This window comes from Idiomarina sp. 28-8, assembly GCF_000320945.2.
Classification (GTDB): domain Bacteria; phylum Pseudomonadota; class Gammaproteobacteria; order Enterobacterales; family Alteromonadaceae; genus Idiomarina; species Idiomarina loihiensis.
In genome coordinates, this window is record NZ_DF266789.1 from 926,680 (window position 1) to 946,539 (window position 19,860).

The 19,860-nt window shown below is 45.5% G+C and carries 16 protein-coding genes; 7 read left to right on the forward strand and 9 right to left on the reverse strand.

Annotated features, from left to right (window positions below; all coding sequences use genetic code 11):
• Positions 1 to 91: 91 nt before the first annotated feature.
• A complete protein-coding gene (glmU, locus tag RJ32_RS04555) occupies positions 92 to 1,462 on the forward strand; it encodes a bifunctional UDP-N-acetylglucosamine diphosphorylase/glucosamine-1-phosphate N-acetyltransferase GlmU (protein ID WP_034819474.1) in 1,371 nt (456 codons plus the stop codon).
• 3 nt (positions 1,463 to 1,465) lie between these two features.
• The gene (glmS, locus tag RJ32_RS04560) at positions 1,466 to 3,298 is read left to right on the forward strand and encodes a glutamine--fructose-6-phosphate transaminase (isomerizing) (RefSeq protein ID WP_034819476.1); all 1,833 of its coding nucleotides are present in this window, start codon (positions 1,466 to 1,468) and stop codon (positions 3,296 to 3,298) included.
• A 132-nt stretch (positions 3,299 to 3,430) separates the two neighbouring features.
• Here the strand turns inward: glmS and RJ32_RS04565 are convergent, their stop codons facing one another.
• From RJ32_RS04565 to RJ32_RS04575, 3 genes are all read right to left on the reverse strand, one after another.
• Complete coding sequence (locus RJ32_RS04565; protein WP_034819479.1) at positions 3,431 to 3,913, reverse strand: hypothetical protein; 483 nt, start codon at positions 3,911 to 3,913, stop codon at positions 3,431 to 3,433.
• 71 nt (positions 3,914 to 3,984) lie between these two features.
• A complete protein-coding gene (locus RJ32_RS04570) occupies positions 3,985 to 4,455 on the reverse strand; it encodes a hypothetical protein (protein ID WP_034819481.1) in 471 nt (156 codons plus the stop codon).
• Between the two features lie 111 nt (positions 4,456 to 4,566).
• Positions 4,567 to 5,118 (reverse strand): hypothetical protein, encoded by a 552-nt coding sequence (locus tag RJ32_RS04575; protein WP_011235821.1) that lies wholly within the window; start codon positions 5,116 to 5,118, stop codon positions 4,567 to 4,569.
• A 200-nt stretch (positions 5,119 to 5,318) separates the two neighbouring features.
• Between RJ32_RS04575 and RJ32_RS04580 the strand changes: the two genes are divergently transcribed.
• Positions 5,319 to 6,221 carry a polysaccharide hydrolase gene (locus RJ32_RS04580; RefSeq protein WP_011235820.1) on the forward strand — a complete coding sequence of 301 codons (903 nt, stop codon included), beginning with the start codon at positions 5,319 to 5,321 and terminating at the stop codon, positions 6,219 to 6,221.
• Positions 6,222 to 6,277: 56 nt separating this feature from the next.
• On the opposite strand, the gene RJ32_RS04585 is transcribed toward RJ32_RS04580, so the two are convergent.
• The 3 genes from RJ32_RS04585 to RJ32_RS04595 form a co-directional block, all read right to left on the reverse strand.
• Positions 6,278 to 6,946 (reverse strand): HAD family phosphatase, encoded by a 669-nt coding sequence (locus tag RJ32_RS04585; RefSeq protein WP_011235819.1) that lies wholly within the window; start codon positions 6,944 to 6,946, stop codon positions 6,278 to 6,280.
• A gap of 26 nt (positions 6,947 to 6,972) precedes the next feature.
• Positions 6,973 to 9,012: a phosphocholine-specific phospholipase C gene (locus tag RJ32_RS04590; RefSeq protein ID WP_011235818.1), complete on the reverse strand. Its 2,040-nt coding sequence runs from the start codon at positions 9,010 to 9,012 to the stop codon at positions 6,973 to 6,975.
• 62 nt (positions 9,013 to 9,074) lie between these two features.
• On the reverse strand, positions 9,075 to 11,420 hold the full coding sequence (locus RJ32_RS04595; protein ID WP_011235817.1) for a TonB-dependent receptor: 2,346 nt from the start codon (positions 11,418 to 11,420) through the stop codon (positions 9,075 to 9,077).
• A gap of 265 nt (positions 11,421 to 11,685) precedes the next feature.
• Between RJ32_RS04595 and RJ32_RS04600 the strand changes: the two genes are divergently transcribed.
• The 3 genes from RJ32_RS04600 (at position 11,686) to RJ32_RS04610 (ending at position 15,260) form a co-directional block, all read left to right on the forward strand.
• Positions 11,686 to 12,441 carry a DeoR/GlpR family DNA-binding transcription regulator gene (locus RJ32_RS04600; RefSeq protein ID WP_034819484.1) on the forward strand — a complete coding sequence of 252 codons (756 nt, stop codon included), beginning with the start codon at positions 11,686 to 11,688 and terminating at the stop codon, positions 12,439 to 12,441.
• A gap of 91 nt (positions 12,442 to 12,532) precedes the next feature.
• On the forward strand, positions 12,533 to 13,834 hold the full coding sequence (locus RJ32_RS04605; protein WP_011235815.1) for a DUF5690 family protein: 1,302 nt from the start codon (positions 12,533 to 12,535) through the stop codon (positions 13,832 to 13,834).
• A 193-nt stretch (positions 13,835 to 14,027) separates the two neighbouring features.
• Positions 14,028 to 15,260 carry a permease gene (locus RJ32_RS04610; RefSeq protein ID WP_011235814.1) on the forward strand — a complete coding sequence of 411 codons (1,233 nt, stop codon included), beginning with the start codon at positions 14,028 to 14,030 and terminating at the stop codon, positions 15,258 to 15,260.
• On the opposite strand, the gene RJ32_RS04615 is transcribed toward RJ32_RS04610, so the two are convergent.
• From RJ32_RS04615 to RJ32_RS04625, 3 genes are read right to left on the reverse strand one after another with little or no spacing between them, the layout of a single operon-like run.
• Positions 15,251 to 15,610 (reverse strand): MerC domain-containing protein, encoded by a 360-nt coding sequence (locus RJ32_RS04615; RefSeq protein WP_011235813.1) that lies wholly within the window; start codon positions 15,608 to 15,610, stop codon positions 15,251 to 15,253. The genes RJ32_RS04610 and RJ32_RS04615 overlap by 10 nt on opposite strands.
• A 17-nt stretch (positions 15,611 to 15,627) precedes the next feature.
• A complete protein-coding gene (locus RJ32_RS04620) occupies positions 15,628 to 16,773 on the reverse strand; it encodes a DUF1624 domain-containing protein (RefSeq protein ID WP_011235812.1) in 1,146 nt (381 codons plus the stop codon).
• The gene (locus RJ32_RS04625; RefSeq protein WP_011235811.1) at positions 16,763 to 18,844 is read right to left on the reverse strand and encodes a TonB-dependent siderophore receptor; all 2,082 of its coding nucleotides are present in this window, start codon (positions 18,842 to 18,844) and stop codon (positions 16,763 to 16,765) included. The genes RJ32_RS04620 and RJ32_RS04625 overlap by 11 nt, the downstream gene beginning before the upstream one ends.
• Positions 18,845 to 18,972: 128 nt before the next feature.
• On the opposite strand from RJ32_RS04625, the gene RJ32_RS04630 reads away from it, so the two are divergent.
• Positions 18,973 to 19,851: a cation diffusion facilitator family transporter gene (locus tag RJ32_RS04630; RefSeq protein ID WP_034819486.1), complete on the forward strand. Its 879-nt coding sequence runs from the start codon at positions 18,973 to 18,975 to the stop codon at positions 19,849 to 19,851.
• Positions 19,852 to 19,860 lie beyond the last annotated feature (9 nt).

Genomic DNA, 19,860 nt, shown 5'->3' on the forward strand with positions numbered 1-19,860 from the left:
TGTTGTTAGTGCAACAGGGCCTTTTTTGTCGTTACAATAAGCTAATGTCATAAGGCTTACGCTAGCGATACTGAATTAAGGATCCATTAATATGAAGTTACGCGTTGTTATTCTGGCCGCAGGAAAAGGAACCCGCATGCGATCGGAGCTGCCTAAGGTGCTACATAAGGTGGCGAATAAACCTATGGTAGAGCATGTTATTGATACAGCCAGGTCGCTAAAGCCTGACGCCATTAATTTAATTTACGGCCATGGCGGCGATCAGCTTAAACAGGCGATAGCAGGTGATGACTTAACCTGGGTTGAACAACGCGAACAATTGGGTACAGGACATGCGGTTCAGCAGGTTATTCCGCACCTGAAAAGCAGTGAAAAAGTCATTATTTTGTATGGTGACGTGCCGCTGCTGACCGAATCCACCTTAATTAAATTGGTAACCGCCAGCGCAAACACTTCGCTTGGCCTGCTGACTATGACGCTTGCGGAGCCTACAGGTTATGGCCGTATTGTGCGTAATGAACGCCGCAGCGTTACCGGCATTGTTGAGCAAAAAGATGCCAACGCGCAGCAATTAGCGATTAATGAAGTGAACACCGGCATTATGATTGCCGACAGCGATAAATTAAAAAGCTGGCTTGAGCAACTGAGCAATGATAATGCGCAAAAAGAATATTACCTGACCGATATTGTAGCAATGGCCGCGCGGGAAGGCGTTAATATTGCCACTGCACAGCCTGACAATGCGCAGGAAGTGGAAGGTGCCAATAACCGCCAGCAATTAGCCTCTTTAGAGAGAGCACTGCAGCAGCGTCAGGCTGAAGAGCTCATGACCCAGGGCGTCACCTTAATTGACCCCGCCCGCTTCGATTGTCGCGGTAAACTGAGTGCCGGCAGCGATGTCACTATTGATATTAATGCGGTGTTTGAAGGCAATGTGGTTCTGGGTGACCGGGTTGTCATTGAACCAAACTGCGTCATAAGAAACTCCGTTATTGGTGATGACACCGTTATTCGCGCAAATTCCCATATTGAAGACGCAAAAGTGGCGAAAGGCTGTAAAGTCGGTCCTTTTGCGCGTTTGCGCCCTGGTGCGGAACTTGCGGATGAAGCGCAGGTCGGAAACTTTGTTGAGATGAAAAAAAGCCGTCTGGGTAAAGGTTCTAAAGCCAGCCATTTAACCTATCTTGGCGATACACAGGTGGGTGAATACGCAAACATTGGCGCAGGTACCATTACCTGCAACTATGATGGTGTAAATAAAGCACTCACCGAAATTGGTGATGGTGCTTTTATAGGTTCAAACAGCTCTTTAGTTGCGCCTGTCTCCATTGGTAAGAATGCAACTGTTGGCGCTGGCTCGGTTATTACCCGGGCGGTAGCGGACGAAGAACTGGCTGTTGCCCGCGGCAAGCAGCGTAATATCAGCGGATGGCAACGTCCACAGTCGAAAAAAGGAAGTTAATTTATGTGCGGTATTGTTGGTGCCACGTCGGAACGTCGGGTAACAGGTATTTTGCTGGAAGGTTTAAAACGACTCGAATACCGGGGTTATGACTCGGCGGGTGTGGCTGTTATCGACGCTGATAATCACCTTAAAAGCGTACGCCGTACCGGCAAGGTACAGGAATTAAAAGACGCCATAGACAAGAACCCCTTAGACGGCACTATTGGTATTGCGCATACCCGTTGGGCAACGCATGGTGGGGTTACTGAAGCTAACGCTCACCCTCACCGCTCTGAAGATGAAATTGCGGTAGTGCATAATGGCATTATCGAAAACCATGAACGCCTGCGCGAAGAGCTGCAAGCAGAAGGTTATGTCTTTAATTCGCAGACTGACACCGAAGTAATCGCTCACTTAATTCATCATGAGCGTAAAACGCATGGTGATTTACTGGCTGCGGTTAAATCAGCAGTAAGTCAGCTGGAAGGTGCTTACGGCACCGTGGTTATGGATACCAAGTACCCCGAGCGTTTAGTGGTTGCCCGTTCTGGCAGCCCTCTGGTTATTGGTGTGGGTATTGGCGAGAACTTTGTAGCTTCAGATCAGCTCGCATTATTGCCCGTGACCCGTCAGTTTATTTACCTGGAAGAAGGCGATGTGGCGGATATTAACCGCACTGAAATCGACATTTATGACTCTGAAGGCAACGCCGTAGAACGTGAGATTGTTGAATCTGACGTAAGCTACGACGCGGGTGGTAAAGGCCAGTATCGCCACTTTATGCTGAAAGAAATTTACGAGCAGCCTATTGCCGTGCGTAACACGCTGGAAGGTCGTTTGTCTGAAACTACCGTGTTGGATAACGCATTTGGTGAAGATGCAGCGAGTATCTTAAAAGACATTGAACACGTTCAAATAGTTGCCTGCGGTACCAGTTACCATGCGGGCATGGTGGCGCGCTACTGGCTGGAGTCCATGGCAAACGTGTCATGCAATATCGAAATTGCTTCGGAGTTTCGTTACCGCAAGTCCTATGTTCATCCTAACAGCCTGTTGGTGACCATCTCTCAAAGCGGTGAAACCGCCGATACCCTGGCGGCACTGCGCCTATCCAAAGAGCTTGGCTACAAAAGCAGCCTGACCATTTGTAACGTGGGCTCCTCGTCTATGGTGCGCGAATCTGATCTGGCGTTTTTAACCCGTGCCGGCGCAGAAATTGGTGTGGCGTCGACCAAAGCCTTTACCACCCAGTTAACCGGCCTGCTTATGCTGACCTTGGGTATTGGCAAATACAGAGGCATGCCAGAGCAGCAGCAAGAAGCTGTTGTTCATGCCCTACAAGCGTTGCCAACTAAGCTGGAAGAAGCGGTATCCTTAGCCGATGAAATTGAAGAGTTAGCACAAGACTTTGCGAACAAAGAGCACAGCCTGTTCCTGGGGCGTGGTAACCAATACCCCATTGCTATGGAAGGCGCATTAAAACTGAAAGAAATTTCATACATTCACGCCGAAGCCTATGCCGCTGGTGAGTTAAAACACGGCCCGTTAGCGCTTATTGATGAAGAAATGCCGGTTATTGTCGTGGCACCGAATAACGACTTACTGGAAAAACTGAAATCGAACGTTGAAGAAGTGCGTGCCCGCGGCGGTCTGATGTACGTTTTTGCCGACAAAAACGCCCGCTTCAAAGGCGATGAGTCGTTAACCGTACTTAACGTCAGCCATTGCGACGAAGTGATAGCCCCTATTGTCTATACCGTTCCGTTGCAGCTGTTGTCCTATTACGTAGCTTTGATAAAAGGTACCGATGTGGACCAGCCAAGGAACTTGGCCAAGTCAGTTACTGTGGAATAAGGAAGGGCCGAAAGGCCCTTTTTTTTGTCGGCGTACATTAAAGTTCTTAATAAACATTAAAGATCTTAAATGAGACATTAAAGTCATTAAATTTTAATGTTTCAAGGATTAGAACCTGTAATTTAGTCATTTTTAGATTTTTTCTGAAATGTCAGGGTCATTCTCGTTTTCTTTGTAGACTAAGTAAACTTCCCCTTCAATGGCTTTAAGCTGTGCCTCGTAAACAACATCTTCTATTAAGCGTACTCTTTCAGGCTTCGTTATAATTTCATTATTAGCTTTATGAACACTCAAAAAGCTTGTGAAATACGAGCGCTCTATCCAATAGATTTTGGAATCTGATTTTAAAGTGCTGACGACAGAAATATTTTGTCTAACAGGTAAAAACATAAGAGCCAGTATAGCTAACGACAGTAATGGGGTGACGGCTTCTTTTAAACTGAAAGCGAGTAACGTTATGACGATAAAATACAGTGATAAGATGCCTGTTACTATCAACCCTATTCCGTTATTTCCAGTAACTTCATTTATGAAACTGAACTGAAAAAAGTAAGAAAGTAAACTAATAATAAAAGGTACAGCGTACAAAAATAGAGTGCTTTTTTTACTTAACATGCAGCTATACCTTAATTGATTTAAGAGGGGAATATTTCTTCTTTTTTAGATAACGCTACTAAACGAGAAACTCACAGTCCTTTAAAATTTTTGGCTGGCTGACTAGTACACCAGTCCCATACTAATTGAGACAGCTCCGGTGAGCTGTCGGCTTCGCCTCGGCCCATTTTCCAGTGTTCATAGCCTAAGGCTAATATTTTTTCGTTAATGGCGTCCTGGTAGGTACCGGAAGTCGTGGGAAAGAAGCGCTCCAGTTGTTTGCGGTTCTGCTCTTCGGTTACGTAGTAGTCGTCCGGGTTATCTTTAAGATCAGCCACTGTTTTGGCGACCATATTGGTTTTTAAAACCATACCAGAGCAACTTTTCCAACGGGCCTGCAGCAGCTTGCCATGCTCAGACTGGTCGTTGTCATAAGGTGTTTTACCTGGGTTTTCATACAAAGATTCCCATGGCTTATCCATCGACTGTTCAGGTGGTGTTTGTGCATTAGCGGAGAGACTTAAAGTAAGGGCGGCTGCAAACATTATTCCTGTTGATTTCATCAGTCATATTCCTGTGTTTAAGATAAACTTAAAGGTTTTTACTTCCTTACCTTAGTGATAATAACTTTATTGAAGCAGTGACAACGAGTCAACGCCTGGGGATTAACAGCTCTAATTCGTTTGAGCAATATTACCGGCTTTTATCCGACGTAATGCTTTGCTGGCTAAAATTTTGCTACCTTTTCGCTGAGGCTCTCCTCCTAAAAGCTGTATAGCCACGCTTTGTTCTTTATACCAGACCGCCAGTGTTGGCATTGCGCCTTGCATCCAGTGTGCTTCATCGCCAATGCCTAAGACTGGCTCACCTAATCGACGAGCTTGGGTTAATACATAGCCTCCCATGTTGTCACTTTCATGGTCGTGGTAGTCCCAGGATACAGTCAACTGAAATGGCTCTTTGGTGGCCAAGTCAGGATCCAGATCATTTCGTACCCAAACGCAGGTTGAATAACCTTGCTCAGCTCTTTCTTCTGCTATATGAACGCCTTCGCTGGTGGGAATATGATCCAGAACGTCTTTTTCTGTCAGAAGCTTACAAGCGGGTGTATTCGATTTATTGGGGAGCATATCGGTTTTCTGCGAAACTGACTGTGCTGTCGTCGATACCGATATCAGCAGCAAGCTAGCTGTTAAAAAAGGGGCAAAAAAAGCTTTGGTTAACATAGCGTCTCCTTCTGAAACTTCTCATTCCGTTGTGTCTGAATCAACTTTTCACCCAGTATATTAATTAACCTTTAAAATAATATCCAGATAGCGGGTTCGCGAACCTAAACTTAGTTTCTAGGGTCGGTTATTCAAATAAGGTTGCCGCCCATCCGGCAAAGCTCGATAATCTCTAAAGGATCACCTAAGGAATGACACCAATGTTTTACCGAAACTGTTTTGCTGCAAGTTTATTGGTTTTAGCCTGCTCGCAACTAACCGCTTGTAACTCTGATTCGTCTTCAGAAAGCTCGGATCACCAAGAATCCGGCATATGGCAACCCAAGCCAGGAACAAGCTGGCATTGGCAGCTGGAGAACTACGATAACCTGGATATAAGCAAGGACGCCGAGGCGTTCGATATCGACTTATTTGAAGGTGCCGAGGGTGGTGACGACAGTATTATCAGTTCATTAAAGGACAACGGTAAACGGGTTATTTGTTATTTTAGTGCCGGAACCCGTGAAGACTGGCGGCCCGATGCGACTGAATTTTCGGAAGACGCGGTTATTGCCAACGGTGAAATGGCGGACTGGCCGGGTGAAGTATGGCTGGACATAAACAATGAGGCTGTCCTGAATGAAAACATCAAACCCATTATGGAAGCGCGTCTGGACTTAGCTCAATCTGCAGGTTGTGATGCGGTTGAACCCGACAATGTCGACGGCTATATAAACACTGACGAGACAAAAGGCATTATCACTTACGATGATCAGCTAAATTACAATAAATGGTTAGCCAATGCCGCACACTCGCGAGGGTTAAGCATTGGTTTAAAGAATGATGTAGACCAACTGAATGAACTGGTTAATGACTTTGATTTTGCCGTAAACGAACAGTGTTATGCCTACGGAAATGAATGCGTGAGTTACGAGGACACTTTCCTGAAAAATAACAAAGCGGTGTTTGTGCAGGAATATTATGAAGACGGCTCAGAGGGTGAAATCAGCCAGCAGGAGTTTGAAAGTAATGCCTGCTCTTACTTCCTTGACGTTGGAATATCCGCTTTATGGAAAGAGGGTTTTAACCTGGATGGGGAAAATGTTCTGAGCTGCAGCGAATAGAATTTTAAAGCAAAGGTCAGTTTCATTAAAACAAGAAAACGAACTGACCTTTGAGCTTATATGCTCCACTCGTGAGTATGCCAGTCGTTTTCTTTCGCAATTGAGCGCATTTGTTCGTTACCATTTATAACATGGCTGTTAAGCGCGTAATCCAGTAATGGTACGTCGTTAATTGAGTCACTATATATGCAGCCTAACGGTAAGTCTTCTAAGTCGTGCTGTTTTTGCCACTGCTTTAAAAGAGCAACTTTTCCTTCTCCAAAGCTAAATGGCTCTATTAGGTTTTGTGTGAACTTATTGCTAGAGACCTCAATATCGATTCCAATAACATACTGAATACCAAAAAGAGCAGCAATGGGCTCTACTATAATGGTGGGGCTGGCAGAAATAACCAGAAGAATGTCTCCTGCTTTCTGATGCTCCCTGACTTTACGCATACCTTCTGTATAAATGCGAGGCTTAATATAGTGTTCAGCAAATTCGGCAGCCAGAGTTCTGATTTCAGTAACCCGTTTACCTTTTATGGGTAAAACCCATGCCTGCATATAATCCTTCATATTCATTCGTCCGCTACTGTAATCCTGCATGATTTCGCTGCAAATCTCAGTCGCTTCTTTGCTGTAAGGCCAAGAGTTTTTTCGTAAAAAGTACATCCAGTCCTGCGCACTATCTGAATCAACCAGGGTGCCATCAAGGTCAAATACAGTAAGCTTTGGTTTTGTCATTATTAAAGTACGTCCTTAAGTACACCTTAACGATTCAGGCGGCCGGCAAATTGTCTAAGAAAAGAATCAGATGAGGTGCTCGTCACTGAGACATCGTAGCGTTGATTACTGTCCGTCGGTATATGAACGACCTGTCCTTGAGGCAGCCTTTTTTTCGTATCAACGTCTTGTCCAAGATAGTAGGTAAAGCCGTCACTACGAGCCAATAGGCCGCAGTACTTGCCGTCACTGATAAAGCTAATATCTCTTCCGGGTTGTATTTCAGAATGTTTTCCTGCTAAGCGACGATGAAAACCTTCTGGCCCCATGACTTGCAAGTCATAAGCATCTTCAATTAGCGTCCACTCTCTGCTCGTTTTATTTTTGGCTTCGATAGTATATCGGTGCGGAATTGAGTCCAGATTCAGTCGGTTGTAAACATGGAATACAGCAGCGTGCTTGCCTTTATTAATGAAGGTCAGCTTCAATGTATTGGTTTCCGGCAGCTCATCCCACTCTAAATCCAGCTTATAGAGGCTAGGCCGGTGTGGACGCATACCCGGTTCCTGGGCAGGCATCGACTGTTGAATCGGAAGTTTAGGCGTTGTTCTTTTTGGCAGTGCCGCTGCCCTTTTTGCGTCAGCTGTGGGGTCAGGAAAAGCTAACGGCAAGTCCCTGTTTGGATTTACGAAGTCAAAAGCATTTGTGAAATCACCACAAACAGCCCGTCGCCAGGGGCTAATGTTGGGTTCTAAAACACCGAAACGTTGTTCCAGAAAACGAATAACCGAAGTATGATCGAGAACTTCCGAGTTAATGTAGCCGCCCCGACTCCAGGGAGAAATTACGTAGGCTGGAACGCGTGGTCCCAATCCGTAGGGTCTTCCCATGTAGTCTTGTACTTCCAACGACTCATCCGCTTCGGATCGATGAGTATGATACTCCCCTCGGGTAGACACCTGAGAATGGCCTGCATATCCGCCGGGTGATGCTGGATCTTCTGAAGGCGGTGCTGGTGGCGGTACGTGATCGAAAAATCCGTCGTTTTCATCAAACATGATAAACAATGCTGTTTTTGCCCAAACCTCAGGATTCGCCGTTAGAGCGTCTAATACCTCTGAGGTATATGCAGCCCCTTGTGCCGGGCTAGATGGTCCAGGATGCTCGGAACCTTCCGCTGTTGCTATAATATAAGATACAGAAGGCAACTTATTTTCCATAATATCTTCTCGCAGCTGGTCTAAAGCCTGAGTCGTTAACCCTCGTTTTGCGAGCTCTGGATTTGAACCTGGCTTACCTGCTACTGAGTTTTGAAACGCAGCAAACCCGACAAGCGGATTGTCCGTAAAATTATCCGACATATCCTGATAAATACGCCAATTTACACCTGCTTCCTGCAACCTTTCCACGTAGGTTGTCCAGGTGTATGGAATGGCTGCACCACCATCTTCAGGTAAACGGTCATGTGAGTTACCAATACTCGGCCCACCAAATTGGGCCTGCCCGTCGTTGGTTCCGGACCAGAGGAACAAACGGTTGGAGTTGGTTCCCGCATGCATAGAACAATGGTAAGCATCGCATAGTGTAAAGGCATCGGCTAAGGCGTACTGAAATGGCATATCCGCGCGCTCAAAGTAACCCATTGAGTGCAGATTTTTTGCTTCTGGCCAACGATCCATGTGCCCGTTATCCCAAGCCGCTTGCGCATCTGGCCAGGAATGAGGCGTGCCTTCTACACGCATATGTTCGAATGTTTGGCGTGTATTTAACGCAAATGGGGTGACAAATTTAGGGCCTATTTCAGTTTGGTTTAATTGCGTGAATATCGTACGGTCTTTGATTTGGTCAAACGATTTAGCTGGTGCAGGATAAGGGTCGGAAAAACCTCGTGCTCCTGACAAGGTACCGAAGTAATGATCAAAAGACCGATTTTCCTGCATCAGAATAACCACGTGCTCAATATCTTTTATCGTGCCAGTACGTACCGCAGCAGGAATAGCCAAAGCTCTTGATATTGCGGGAAAAGAAGCCATTACGCTGGCAGCTCCTGCCCCTAAAAGAAACCGACGGCGACTAATATCGACCATAGAAGTAACTCCTTGAAGAGGCATTAGATTTCGAAATCTAATGCCTCTTACCTAACATCTGGTTAAAAATCAGCACTAACAGAGAAAGTCACCGTTCTTGGTGAACCGGGATAAACACTGTTACTGCCAACAGCCGATATATACTCATCGTCGAGCAGGTTATTCACATTCAAACGCAGGCGAAGAGCCGATATGCTGGAGGAAACACCCTGAATATCAGTACCAATGTAGGCATCTACCACTTCATACCCAGGCGCGGTGGCTGAGTTCTCAAAGTTGATAAATCTATCCCCAATATGGCGCAGAGAGATTCCACTCGTTATGTTGCTACCGACATAATCAGCTGCGATGGTGAAGAAAGTTTTTGGTCCGCCGTATACTTGGTTCCCAGCCCGAATTTCTGCGTCTTGGTCAAGACCGGTATCACCTGTACTAAGGTACTCAGCATCATTATAGGTATAAGACCCAGAAACTCTCAGGCCGCTGGTAACTTGATATGAGGTGAGCAGTTCAGCGCCGCGACTCTTCTGACCACCAACGTTCACATAGCTGCCGTCGACTTCTTCTTTGTAATCGATACCATCCAATACACTAGTATCCAATTGTACAATTCGGTTATCGAATTTAATGTCGTATAAGGTAACCGCTGCGTTAAAGCCATTGTTGATATAACGGAAGCCTAACTCAATGTTCTCCGCCGTTTCAGGATCAATGCCACCCAGTTCTGAATTAGATAAACCGGAATCAATGATACCAGGAACAATGGATTTATAGTTTTCAGAGTAGCCGGCAAATAACTCTAAACCATTAACCGGTGTTGTATAGGTTAACCCTGCGTAGAGTAACGGATCTGAAGTGGAGTCTAATTGACCCGTTCTGTCATCGTTATAGAAGTGATCAACCGTAGTATCGACCTGATATTGTTTTACGCCGAGACTTGCGCTCAGCGGGCCTAAAACCGCTTTTTCCTGAGCGTAGTACATGAGTTCTTTAGTGTTTGCTTCGGTTTTATATTGAATCCAGTAAGGGGTTTCATTGAATTCCGGGCTAATTGCCGAGTTCTCAACTAAATGCCATGAGCGCGTTACATCGGCATCGTAGTTTTCATACCAAAACCCGCTGCGTAAGGTATGTTGTATGTTGCCAGTTTCAAAGTCGTAGGAAACATCCCCCGTTATGCCATAACGATGATTGGCATAATTTGACGTACGATATGAGCCAACCCCTTCGACATTGCCATCATAACAATTGGGATCTTTTTCAGCGTCTAAACCATATCGACCAGTGCAAGAGTCAATCAATGTACCTGGTACATTTGTACCGGCGTTAACGAAAAAGATATCGTCACCCTCGTAATCGCCATAAATTGTGTTACCGGAGCGTTCGTTATCCAGGTTTCCATCTCCATCGACATCGGTAATGTAGGGAGGGATCCAGTCACCACGGCCTTTCATTCTGTGATAATAAACGGCGGTATTGAATGAAAAGTTGCCAAAGTCTTTTTCGACCTGAAAACTATAAAATGAATTATCACGCAGTGCACGCCAGCCATCGCGATAGTTTTCATCAAGACCAGGAATTCCGGTCCAGTTCATGTGTAATCCGTCGTGACGAGGGTTTTCATAATAATCTTCTAAAGAAACATATTCATATTCGTTTTCATTAGCCGAATTGTAGGTAGCGAAGCCTGTAATATGAAACCCATCAATAATGGTTGTGATTTTACCCGTAAGATAATCTTTCTCCGTGATAGCTTCATTATCCCAAACGTCCTTATTTTGCGAAGATGAGCCACTGAGATAGAAGTAGGTATCTGGACTAATTTCACCTGAGTCGTAACGGAAACGGTACTTACTCGCGTCCTGGTCGCCTGCCATATAGAGTAAGCTTAAGTTTTCTTCCATTAATGGATCGGAAGTAATGAAATTCAGTGTTCCACCTAATGCCTCATTTGATCTCGAGCTGATATCCGCCGTTCCCTGACTGACTTCCACGGTTTCAAGATCGAGCACGTCAATAAATCTATTCGCTTTACTACCGCCGCCGTAGTTTGAGCCGCCGTTTGGTAAGCCATCAAGCGTTGTACCAATTTGCCCGTTATTGGTATTAAAGCCTCGCATTCGGATGTTAGTCATCCAGTCAGATGAACCGAAGGTATCAGCTTCCTGTACAATAACTCCGGGTAATTCCTGTACAACAGTGTTTACTGAAGCATTGGCTGGACGACGTGAAATCATATCCATTGAAACCGTGTTTGAGGCGAAAGTCTGTCTCTTACCTACAACAATGATTTCTTCCATTTGTTCGTCTTTTTTACTCGTTTCTTCTTTATCCTGATCAGCTATCGCTGATGCTGAGGCTATTGCCAGTATTAATGGTGAAAGTGCAAATCGTTTGTAGCCGTTCATGTGTATCTCCCCAGGTATGCTAAACGTGGAAGTAATAGGACCAAAATGACCTTTCACCTCCAGCTATGATTTTGAGCGAGGCCAATATAGAATTAAAATGTGACAGTGGTGTGATATTTTGTTGTATTAATTATTAATAATGTGAGTTTATGTGGTTTTTAATGTTGGAAGTGGATTAAGATTTACTTCTGCTCTAAAGTAGCAACTTGTTAACTCATTGAATTACATGCGCGCAACCAATAAACGTGTGGGGATGGATGTGAATATGTCTGAGCGTTTAATCACTATGTTGGAGTTGATTAGGCTTCATAGATCAATGTCTGTTGTCGATCTTTCACAGCGTTTTGAGGTGTCAGAAGAAACCATACGACGTGATATACGGCAGTTAGAAACTACCGGCAGAGTGGTTAAAGTGCATGGTGGAGTTCGTCTTTCCACTTCAACTCTAGAGCCCCCATACCAAGGGCGCGTAAGTTTGAATGCTGCGGCTAAAAAAGAAGTTGGAGAGAAAGCTACCGAATTAGTCGAAGATGGGATGACGGTTTTTATTGACTGTGGTTCAACCAGTTACTGGTTTTCAAGAATGTTGACCAAACCTAAGAAGTTACTGGTAGTGACAAATTCGCTGGATGTAGCAAATGAAGTCATTGGTCGCGATGATTGGCGGTTAGCATTTACTGGTGGACAAATTGATCCAGATTACCGGGCCGCTTTCGGGCGGGAAGCTATTATTCAGGCTCGGCAGTTCACACCCGATCTGCTATTTCTGTCTATCGGTGGTATTCATTCCGACATAGGGCTACTTGATTTCAGTATTGATGAGGCTAATTTTAAGCGTTCACTTCTTGATAGAGCTCGCCGAAAAGTCGTACTGACCGATTCTTCAAAGTTTAGTGGGGCTGGTTCCGTTCATCTGGCCGATTTTGACCAAATTGATACGATAGTTTGTGATAAACCGCCCGAAGACCCGTTGAAATCTGCACTCGATAATGCCCAAGTGGAGGTTATTTGTAGCCGTTAACCCGCTATCAGGTTAGCGTCGGGTAGTAACATAAATTCTTCATATTCTGCGCGTAATATTGGCCGTTCTCACAATGGTAGGAATGGCACTTATGGTTTCTCTCACTAAGAATACAAAGCGCAGTAACACCTTCTGGTTTATTCTCTACGCCTCAAGTGCCGCTTTCTCGACCTATTTTTGTATGTATGCGTTCCGGAAGCCTTTTGCCGTGGCAAGCTACGAACAGGCTCAGTTCGTTGCAGGGATCGATTTCAAAAGTGCATTAATTATTGCGCAGGTATTAGGTTACGCCCTATCCAAGTTTGTCGGTATTAAAGTCGTATCGGAAATGACGGCAAATTATCGCAGTGTTGCCATTCTCACGTTGGTAATGGCAGCACAGTGCTCACTTATGGCTTTTGCCGTTGCGCCGGGGAACTGGAAGCTAGTCGCGCTATTCTTTAACGGTTTACCGTTAGGCATAATCTGGGGCCTGGTCTTCAGTTACTTAGAGGGAAGAAGAACCACGGAAGTCTTGGGTGCTATTTTATCTATTAGTTTCATTGTGTCTTCTGGTGTCGTAAAAACCGTCGGTAAATACCTGATGCTGGACTTACAAGTCAGCGAATACTGGATGCCGGCTGCCACGGGCGCTATTTTTACTATCCCGTTATTCATTTCCGTATATTTTCTTTCCAGGATTCCCCCGCCGACACACCAGGATAAAGAGGAACGCCATAAAAGGGAGCCAATGACATCCGAAGATAGGATCCAATTAGTGCGGAAATACTCGATAGGTTTGGGCTGCATGGTCGTCAGTTATATATTACTGACCGCTATGCGCGACTTCAGTGACAATTTTGCAGCAGAAATATGGATAGAACTAGGGTATGGCGACAGACCCGCAATATTTTCTTCCGTTGCGCTGTATACGTCATTGACTGTTCTACTTTTGCTAAGCTCGATAATGTGGATTAAAAACAATTTTCGGGCATTTATGGTTAACCATCTGATGGTTATTGGGGGATTTCTTCTCTTAGGTGTTAGCAGCTTATTCTATCAAAGCGGTGGAATTTCAGGTTCATCATGGATGATAGCGCTAACTATTGGGATTTATCTGGCTTATGTTCCTTTTAACTGTCTTATTTTCGATCGCATGTTATCGATGATAAACGACAAAGCTAATGCCGGATTTCTTATTTATATCGCGGATGCTATGGGTTATGCGGGAACCGTCGGTATACTGCTGTACCGTAACTTCTTTGAAATAAAGCTAAGTTGGCTAAACTTTCTATTAGAGAGCGCTTACTTTACGGCTCTTCTGGGTAGCGTGTTGATGGTATGTTCCGCCTGGTTTTTCCGCCAGCGCTTCTATAAAGAACACTCAAAGACTCTTATTAAAAGCTCAGCTTAACTGGAAATGAAAAGGGGCTACACGAAAGCGGCTCAAAAGTGCTCTTTTAAGAAAACGTCACGAGACTGTCACGGAACAAGGCGTTTTGATCAATTTTGGACAGGCTTAACGTAAGCTACTATTTTGAATGTAGTCATATTTTTATTTTAATCTGCTGAATTCTAAAATAATTTAACCAGACCAAGGAGCCAGCATGGAGAATTTTCTATCGCTATGGGGTGAGTCGGCCTATACCAGCCTGGGTTTTTTCTGGATGGCGCTGTGGGCGTTTGTATTAGGTTATTTAATCAGTAGCTTAATCCAAGTGCTTATCACTAAGCGGCGAATGCGCAAGGCTATGGGCGGCAATGATCTTAAGTCTGTGTCGCTGGGTACTTTCTTTGGCTTTATCTCCAGTTCCTGCAGTTTTGCTGCGCTATCAACCACCCGGGCTTTGTTTAACAAAGGGGCTGCGTTCAGTGCTTCAATGGCGTTTATGCTGGCCTCCACGAATCTGGTTATTGAACTGGGTTTTGTTATTTCTATTTTCCTTGGTTGGCAGTTTGTAGTTGGTGAATACGTTGGCGGGTTGTTGCTAATTCTATTCGTCTGGCTCTTTATTACGCTAACCAACCCTAAAAACCTAATTAAGAATGCGCGAAAAGAAGACGAAGAGGACGACGAACATCAACACGAGAGCACATTATCGGATCTTTTCAGTAAGGATACCTGGCAGAAAGTTGGCCAAAAGTACGTAATGGAATGGCAAATGGTCTGGCAAGACGTACTCATTGGTTTTACCGTTGCCGGCGTTATTTCAGCCTTTTTGCCTAGTGCGTTTTTTGAATGGTTGTTTATTGGTGTGGGTACAGAGGGTGACCCGGGTTTCTGGTCGTTACTTCAACAAGCGATAGTGGGTCCGGTGGCTGCATTTTTCACCTTTATTGGTTCTATGGGCAACATTCCATTAGCGGCCGTTTTGTTTGGTGAAGGTGTGGCCTTTGCCGGGGTTATGGCGTTTATTTTCTCCGACTTAATTGTACTGCCGGTTGTTAAAATTAATGCGCGTTATTATGGCTGGAAAATGGCACTGTATATTACCTTAATGCTATTTACCTGCCTGGTAGCGGCGTCTTTAGCTATGCATTATGGTTTACTGGCGTTTGATCTACTGCCGGATGCGTCGCAGTGGTCCTCTCCGGCAGAACAACAGCACTTTAAGTTGGACTATGGTTTTGTTCTCAACCTTATTTTCTTACTGCTGAGCGTGGTTATGGTTGTGCTTTGGCGGCAGAAGCAAAAAGAACACGAACACCACCATCATCATGACCATGGCGGCGGTTCGTCTTTAGGTGACAAGGTTATGAATGGGCTGTGTGGTATCAGTGTTCTTTGGCTGCTAGGCGGAATGGGCTTTTATCTTACAAGTAGCGCGGGTCAGTTCTGATCTGCGCAGTGCTCGTGCTTTAAATGAAAAAAGTGACCACTAATTAAGGTAAGCGAGCCAATAATAGTGAGTAAGATTTCAATTGGGCCATGAAAAAACTGGGCGATAACGACCGCTAAACAACCAAGCGGCAGTAGTACCCGACTGAGCTTCGCCTGCGGGTTTTTCCAGGCATAATACCCCTGAAATATCGCCATGGTTAACACCGGCAGCAATAATAGCCGGTGGAACAAAGGCGTTTCCAGAACACTCGCTAACGAGTTTGTCCCCAGAAAAATAAGCAGTATTGGCGTTGCCAGACAATGAACAAAACACAGGCCAGAGAAAAATATACCGAGTCTGTCACTCATGCCTTTCTCCTTAACCATCATAAATATTTCACCCAGGCTTTATTGCTGCGACGTTTGTATCGGTTAAACACTTGCGTTGGCTTATACAGTAAGGCGGCCAGTACAATGGTGGTTAACCACACCCAATAAATGTTGGGCAGACTCATAAAGCCTTCCTCCGGCGCCCCTAAAACTGCGGTAGCCAGAGTATAAAGCAGCAATAAAACGTAAAGATGGACTATGTAGAAAAACATGGGTGCGCCACCGAAAGCGGTCAGAACTTCCGTCCACTTTCCTTGTAAGCGCTCCATTAGGTAAAGCATGGCAAACATGCCGGCAAAGGTTATTTGCAGAAAATTCAGCGATGGCGGGTACTTGGTCACATTGAATATAGCCCGCGCGGTGGCGGCTAAACTCTCTTGCTGAGACCAGGCCTGTGTCTCGCCGTAGATATTAAAACCACGCAGCAACAGAAAGCCGGCGAGGCAAAACGTCGTTAGCCCTAATAACCAATAGGCTCTGCGCTCAGATGAGAAGGATTTGGAATACAAAGGTCCGGCCGCATAACCCAGCAAAATAACGCCTATCCACGGCAGTAACGGGTAGCTGGCTCGTATTGATAATGCGTCGGACTGTAAAATATAGCCGCGGTCATGAAGAATGGTCCAGGCTGTATAGCCCCACTCACCCGGTTTAAGGTGGATAAAGTCCAGCGCGTTATGCCCGGCAACAATAAGCAGACCCAACACAAACAGAAGCCGGTACGGTAAATTAACGCAGGCACCCAGAATGAGCATGCACAGACCAATAACCCATATTACTTGCAGGTACAGTGTTTCGTAGGCGCCAAACCATGAAAAGTTGATGACCGTAAGTTCCAATATCACCAGGAACAGTCCGCGCTTCCATAAAAACTCACGGGCGACGCTGGGCGAACCGTCATGCTTTTGCTGATACAACCAGGCTGAAAGGCCGGTTAGAAACACAAATATGGGCGCACAAAAATGTGCGGCAAAACGGCTCCAGAATAAGCCCGGCTCCGTAGTTTCCAGTATCATAGGGTCTGCAACCGGGTGATTATAAAAGAACCTCTCCCGTACGTGGTCCAGCAACATCAATATAATGACCAGCCCACGCAACGCATCAATACTGTTAATTCTTTGCGTGATAGTTTTAGAATTCATAAGTCAGGCTCACTGAAAACTGTCTTGGGGCTCCTGGTGTTGTCCAAAGCGCAGAGTAGGCGTTCGACATGTAATACTCGTCAAAAAGGTTATCAACGTTTATCTGTAATTCAGTGTTGTCGGTTAACCGGTGTGTATAGAACAGATCAAACACCTGATAACTGGGCAGACGATACGACTGATCGACCGTAGCGCCTAAACGGTCATCCACATAGCGAGCAGTAAGCCCTATATCAGCATTAATTTGCCAGTGTCTGAGGTCGTGTTTAACCATGGCGTTAAAGGTATTCTGAGGAATATTTACCAGGTCACTACCGGCAGGGACATTGACGCCCCAGTCGTAAACGGTAATATCATTTTTTGTTTCACTGTCTATGTAGCTGTAGGCAACCTGTAAATCGGTGTAACTGCCTAGCGACATGCCCCCTTCTATTTCAAACCCTCTACTGGTTGCTGCGCCCAGCGTGGCTGGATAGCCTGGGTGAGCCGGGTCATCCGTAAGAATGTTGGTTTTGGTGGCATCGAAAACAGCCGCATTTAACCGAAAGCCATGAGCGGAATATTTCATGCCCAGCTCTACTGAGTCGCTCTCTTCCGGGTCAAAACCCTGACCTTCGAAGTCGGTGCCGCTAATAGGAACAAAGCCTTCTGAATAACTGGCATACAGGGTTAAGTTATCCGTTGGCAAGTAGCTCAGTGCAACGCGTGGGCTAACCCGGCTGTCATCCTGTTCAGATTCCGTACCTGAAACCAGCTCTAAGGTTTCCTGTGTGTACTGATCCAGCCTTAAACCCAGCAGTAGATGCCACTGGTCATTAAGCTCAAGTTGATCCTGCACGTACAAACCGAAGCCCTTTTGATTCTCATCGTTAATGTATTGAGTCTGGAGTTCTGGTTTAGCTGCGCCATACTGAGGGTTAAAAATATCCAGCTCGTAAGTGCCTGGCTCCGGACGGGCGCGAGCCAATAAGGTGTATAAGTCATAACGGTATGCGTCGGCTCCCATCAATAAGTGATGGGTCATACCGAACAGCTCTGTGTTACCGCTTAATTCCAACCTTACTGATAAATCATCGGAGTCATAGTCACGACGGCGATGCTGACGTGTCAGAGTGCGGCCGTCTTCAAATAGTTTCTGGCGCGAGCCGGATAGCTCGGCATCTGACGAGTAGCCGTCCAACTTTGTGCTTCTGGCATTAATACCACCGGTTAAAAACCAGTCGTTTTGCAGATAGTGCTCAAAGGTTAACTGGTGGCCTTGTGAATTGATTTTAGTAGGGTCATCACTTGGTTCGCCCAGAAAGCGTTCTCGTGGAACAGTTTTAATGTTGTTATCTAAAACGACAATGCCGCGGTCAAACAACTGCTCCTGCTGCATGAACTCAAACGAATAAAGTATGGAGGTGTCTTTATCCAGTTGCCAGCGCAGCGACGGGTTAATAACCTTTTTCTTGCTGCTGACATGATCGCGGAAACTGTCGTCGTCCTGTATTGCACCGTTTATCCGCATGGCGAGGCTATCGCTAAGGCCGCTGGTGTAGTCTCCTTCAAGACGATAGCGGTCATCGCTGCCAAGGGAAGTCTTTAAGTATCCTTCCGGCGCGTATTGTGGTTTACGAGTAACTACATTAATTACCCCTCCCGGGTCCGAGCGGCCATACAGTGCAGAGCCCGGGCCTTTCAGAACTTCTACGTACTCAATATTGGAAACGTCCCGATGCCCGCCGAATCCGCGACCACTGGAGAAACCATTAACTAAATAACCAGTAGGTACATTTTCGTTGCCCGGAAACCCGCGCATGGAGTAGCTGTCCCATAAGTTACCGCCGTCGTTTTGCAAAGCAATTGACGGAGAAAACAGCAAAATATCGCGAAAACGGGAAATATTAATATCATCCACCAGGCTGCGGTCCAGCGTAGTAATTGCCTGAGGAATTTCTGAAACAGGAACATCTCCGCGGTAAGCCTGACGATAATTGACTTCAATGTGTTCGAAAGACTCCTGTTCTTGCGCAAACGAGCCCATACTTATGATAGAGAGTAAACTTAAGGTAACTGTTTGGTATTTCATGGGTCCAAGACAACTCAGTTATTGTGTTTAAGTGTAATGTTATATTATAACAGTAAATCTCTGATGTCGAATTCTGACTCGCTTAGTATTAAGATGAATGGGTGCTAACATTGGTAATAAGGAGCTTTATGCACCATCACCATCATCACCACGAGAGCTCATCGGAGCGAATTGGTTGGGCGTTTTTCCTTAATCTGTGCTTTACCGTTATTGAATTTATCGGTGGGATATTAACCAATAGTACGGCCATTTTAGCTGACGCGGTGCACGATCTCGGCGACAGCATTTCTATTGGTATGGCCTGGTTGCTGGATAAATTCAGTCGTAAAGATGCCACGCAGACCTTTACCTATGGCTATCAACGCTTATCTCTGGTTGGCGCTTTTATTAACGCGGTTGTACTGACTGCAGGCTCAATCTGGATTTTATTTGAAGCCATTCCCCGTTTATGGAACCCGGTAATGCCAATGGCGGAGGGTATGGCGTTACTGGCGGTATTCGGCGTTATTGTGAATGGTTATGCGGCGTTTAAATTGTCTCATGGTAAATCGTTAAACGAACGCGTACTTAACTGGCACTTACTAGAGGACGTTCTGGGCTGGGTTGCTGTTTTAATCGTGTCGATTATCTTAATCTTTGTCGACTGGCCTATTCTTGACCCTCTGCTTTCCATTGGCTTCACTTTGTTCATTCTGGTTAACGTTCTTCGTCACTTGGGTTCTACCGTTAAGCTCTTTGTTCAGGCCTCACCAGACCCCGAAGTGTACCGGAAAATACGTGAGCAATTGACCTCGCTGGAACTGGTTGATGACGCCCATCATTTGCATTTTTGGTCGTTGGATGGCGAGCGTCATGTATTAACCGCGCATATTGTGGTATCAAAAGAACTGGAATGTTCAGAGCGCGCACTGTTAAAGCAGCAAATATCACAGCAGCTGGCAGCGTTTGAATTAGCTCATACCACCATTGAACTGGAATACCCTGACGAAGCTTGTCGAGACCATTAACAGGAGAAG

Bases quoted from the DNA above. Each gene is read 5' to 3' on its own strand.
- glmU (WP_034819474.1), top strand. From the start codon at position 92: ATGAAGTTACGCGTTGTTATTCTGGCCGCAGGAAAAGGAACCCGCATG.
- glmS (WP_034819476.1), top strand. From the start codon at position 1,466: ATGTGCGGTATTGTTGGTGCCACGTCGGAACGTCGGGTAACAGGTATT.
- RJ32_RS04565 (WP_034819479.1), bottom strand. From the start codon at position 3,913: ATGTTAAGTAAAAAAAGCACTCTATTTTTGTACGCTGTACCTTTTATT.
- RJ32_RS04570 (WP_034819481.1), bottom strand. From the start codon at position 4,455: ATGAAATCAACAGGAATAATGTTTGCAGCCGCCCTTACTTTAAGTCTC.
- RJ32_RS04575 (WP_011235821.1), bottom strand. From the start codon at position 5,118: ATGTTAACCAAAGCTTTTTTTGCCCCTTTTTTAACAGCTAGCTTGCTG.
- RJ32_RS04580 (WP_011235820.1), top strand. From the start codon at position 5,319: ATGTTTTACCGAAACTGTTTTGCTGCAAGTTTATTGGTTTTAGCCTGC.
- RJ32_RS04585 (WP_011235819.1), bottom strand. From the start codon at position 6,946: ATGACAAAACCAAAGCTTACTGTATTTGACCTTGATGGCACCCTGGTT.
- RJ32_RS04590 (WP_011235818.1), bottom strand. From the start codon at position 9,012: ATGGTCGATATTAGTCGCCGTCGGTTTCTTTTAGGGGCAGGAGCTGCC.
- RJ32_RS04595 (WP_011235817.1), bottom strand. From the start codon at position 11,420: ATGAACGGCTACAAACGATTTGCACTTTCACCATTAATACTGGCAATA.
- RJ32_RS04600 (WP_034819484.1), top strand. From the start codon at position 11,686: ATGTCTGAGCGTTTAATCACTATGTTGGAGTTGATTAGGCTTCATAGA.
- RJ32_RS04605 (WP_011235815.1), top strand. From the start codon at position 12,533: ATGGTTTCTCTCACTAAGAATACAAAGCGCAGTAACACCTTCTGGTTT.
- RJ32_RS04610 (WP_011235814.1), top strand. From the start codon at position 14,028: ATGGAGAATTTTCTATCGCTATGGGGTGAGTCGGCCTATACCAGCCTG.
- RJ32_RS04615 (WP_011235813.1), bottom strand. From the start codon at position 15,610: ATGAGTGACAGACTCGGTATATTTTTCTCTGGCCTGTGTTTTGTTCAT.
- RJ32_RS04620 (WP_011235812.1), bottom strand. From the start codon at position 16,773: ATGAATTCTAAAACTATCACGCAAAGAATTAACAGTATTGATGCGTTG.
- RJ32_RS04625 (WP_011235811.1), bottom strand. From the start codon at position 18,844: ATGAAATACCAAACAGTTACCTTAAGTTTACTCTCTATCATAAGTATG.
- RJ32_RS04630 (WP_034819486.1), top strand. From the start codon at position 18,973: ATGCACCATCACCATCATCACCACGAGAGCTCATCGGAGCGAATTGGT.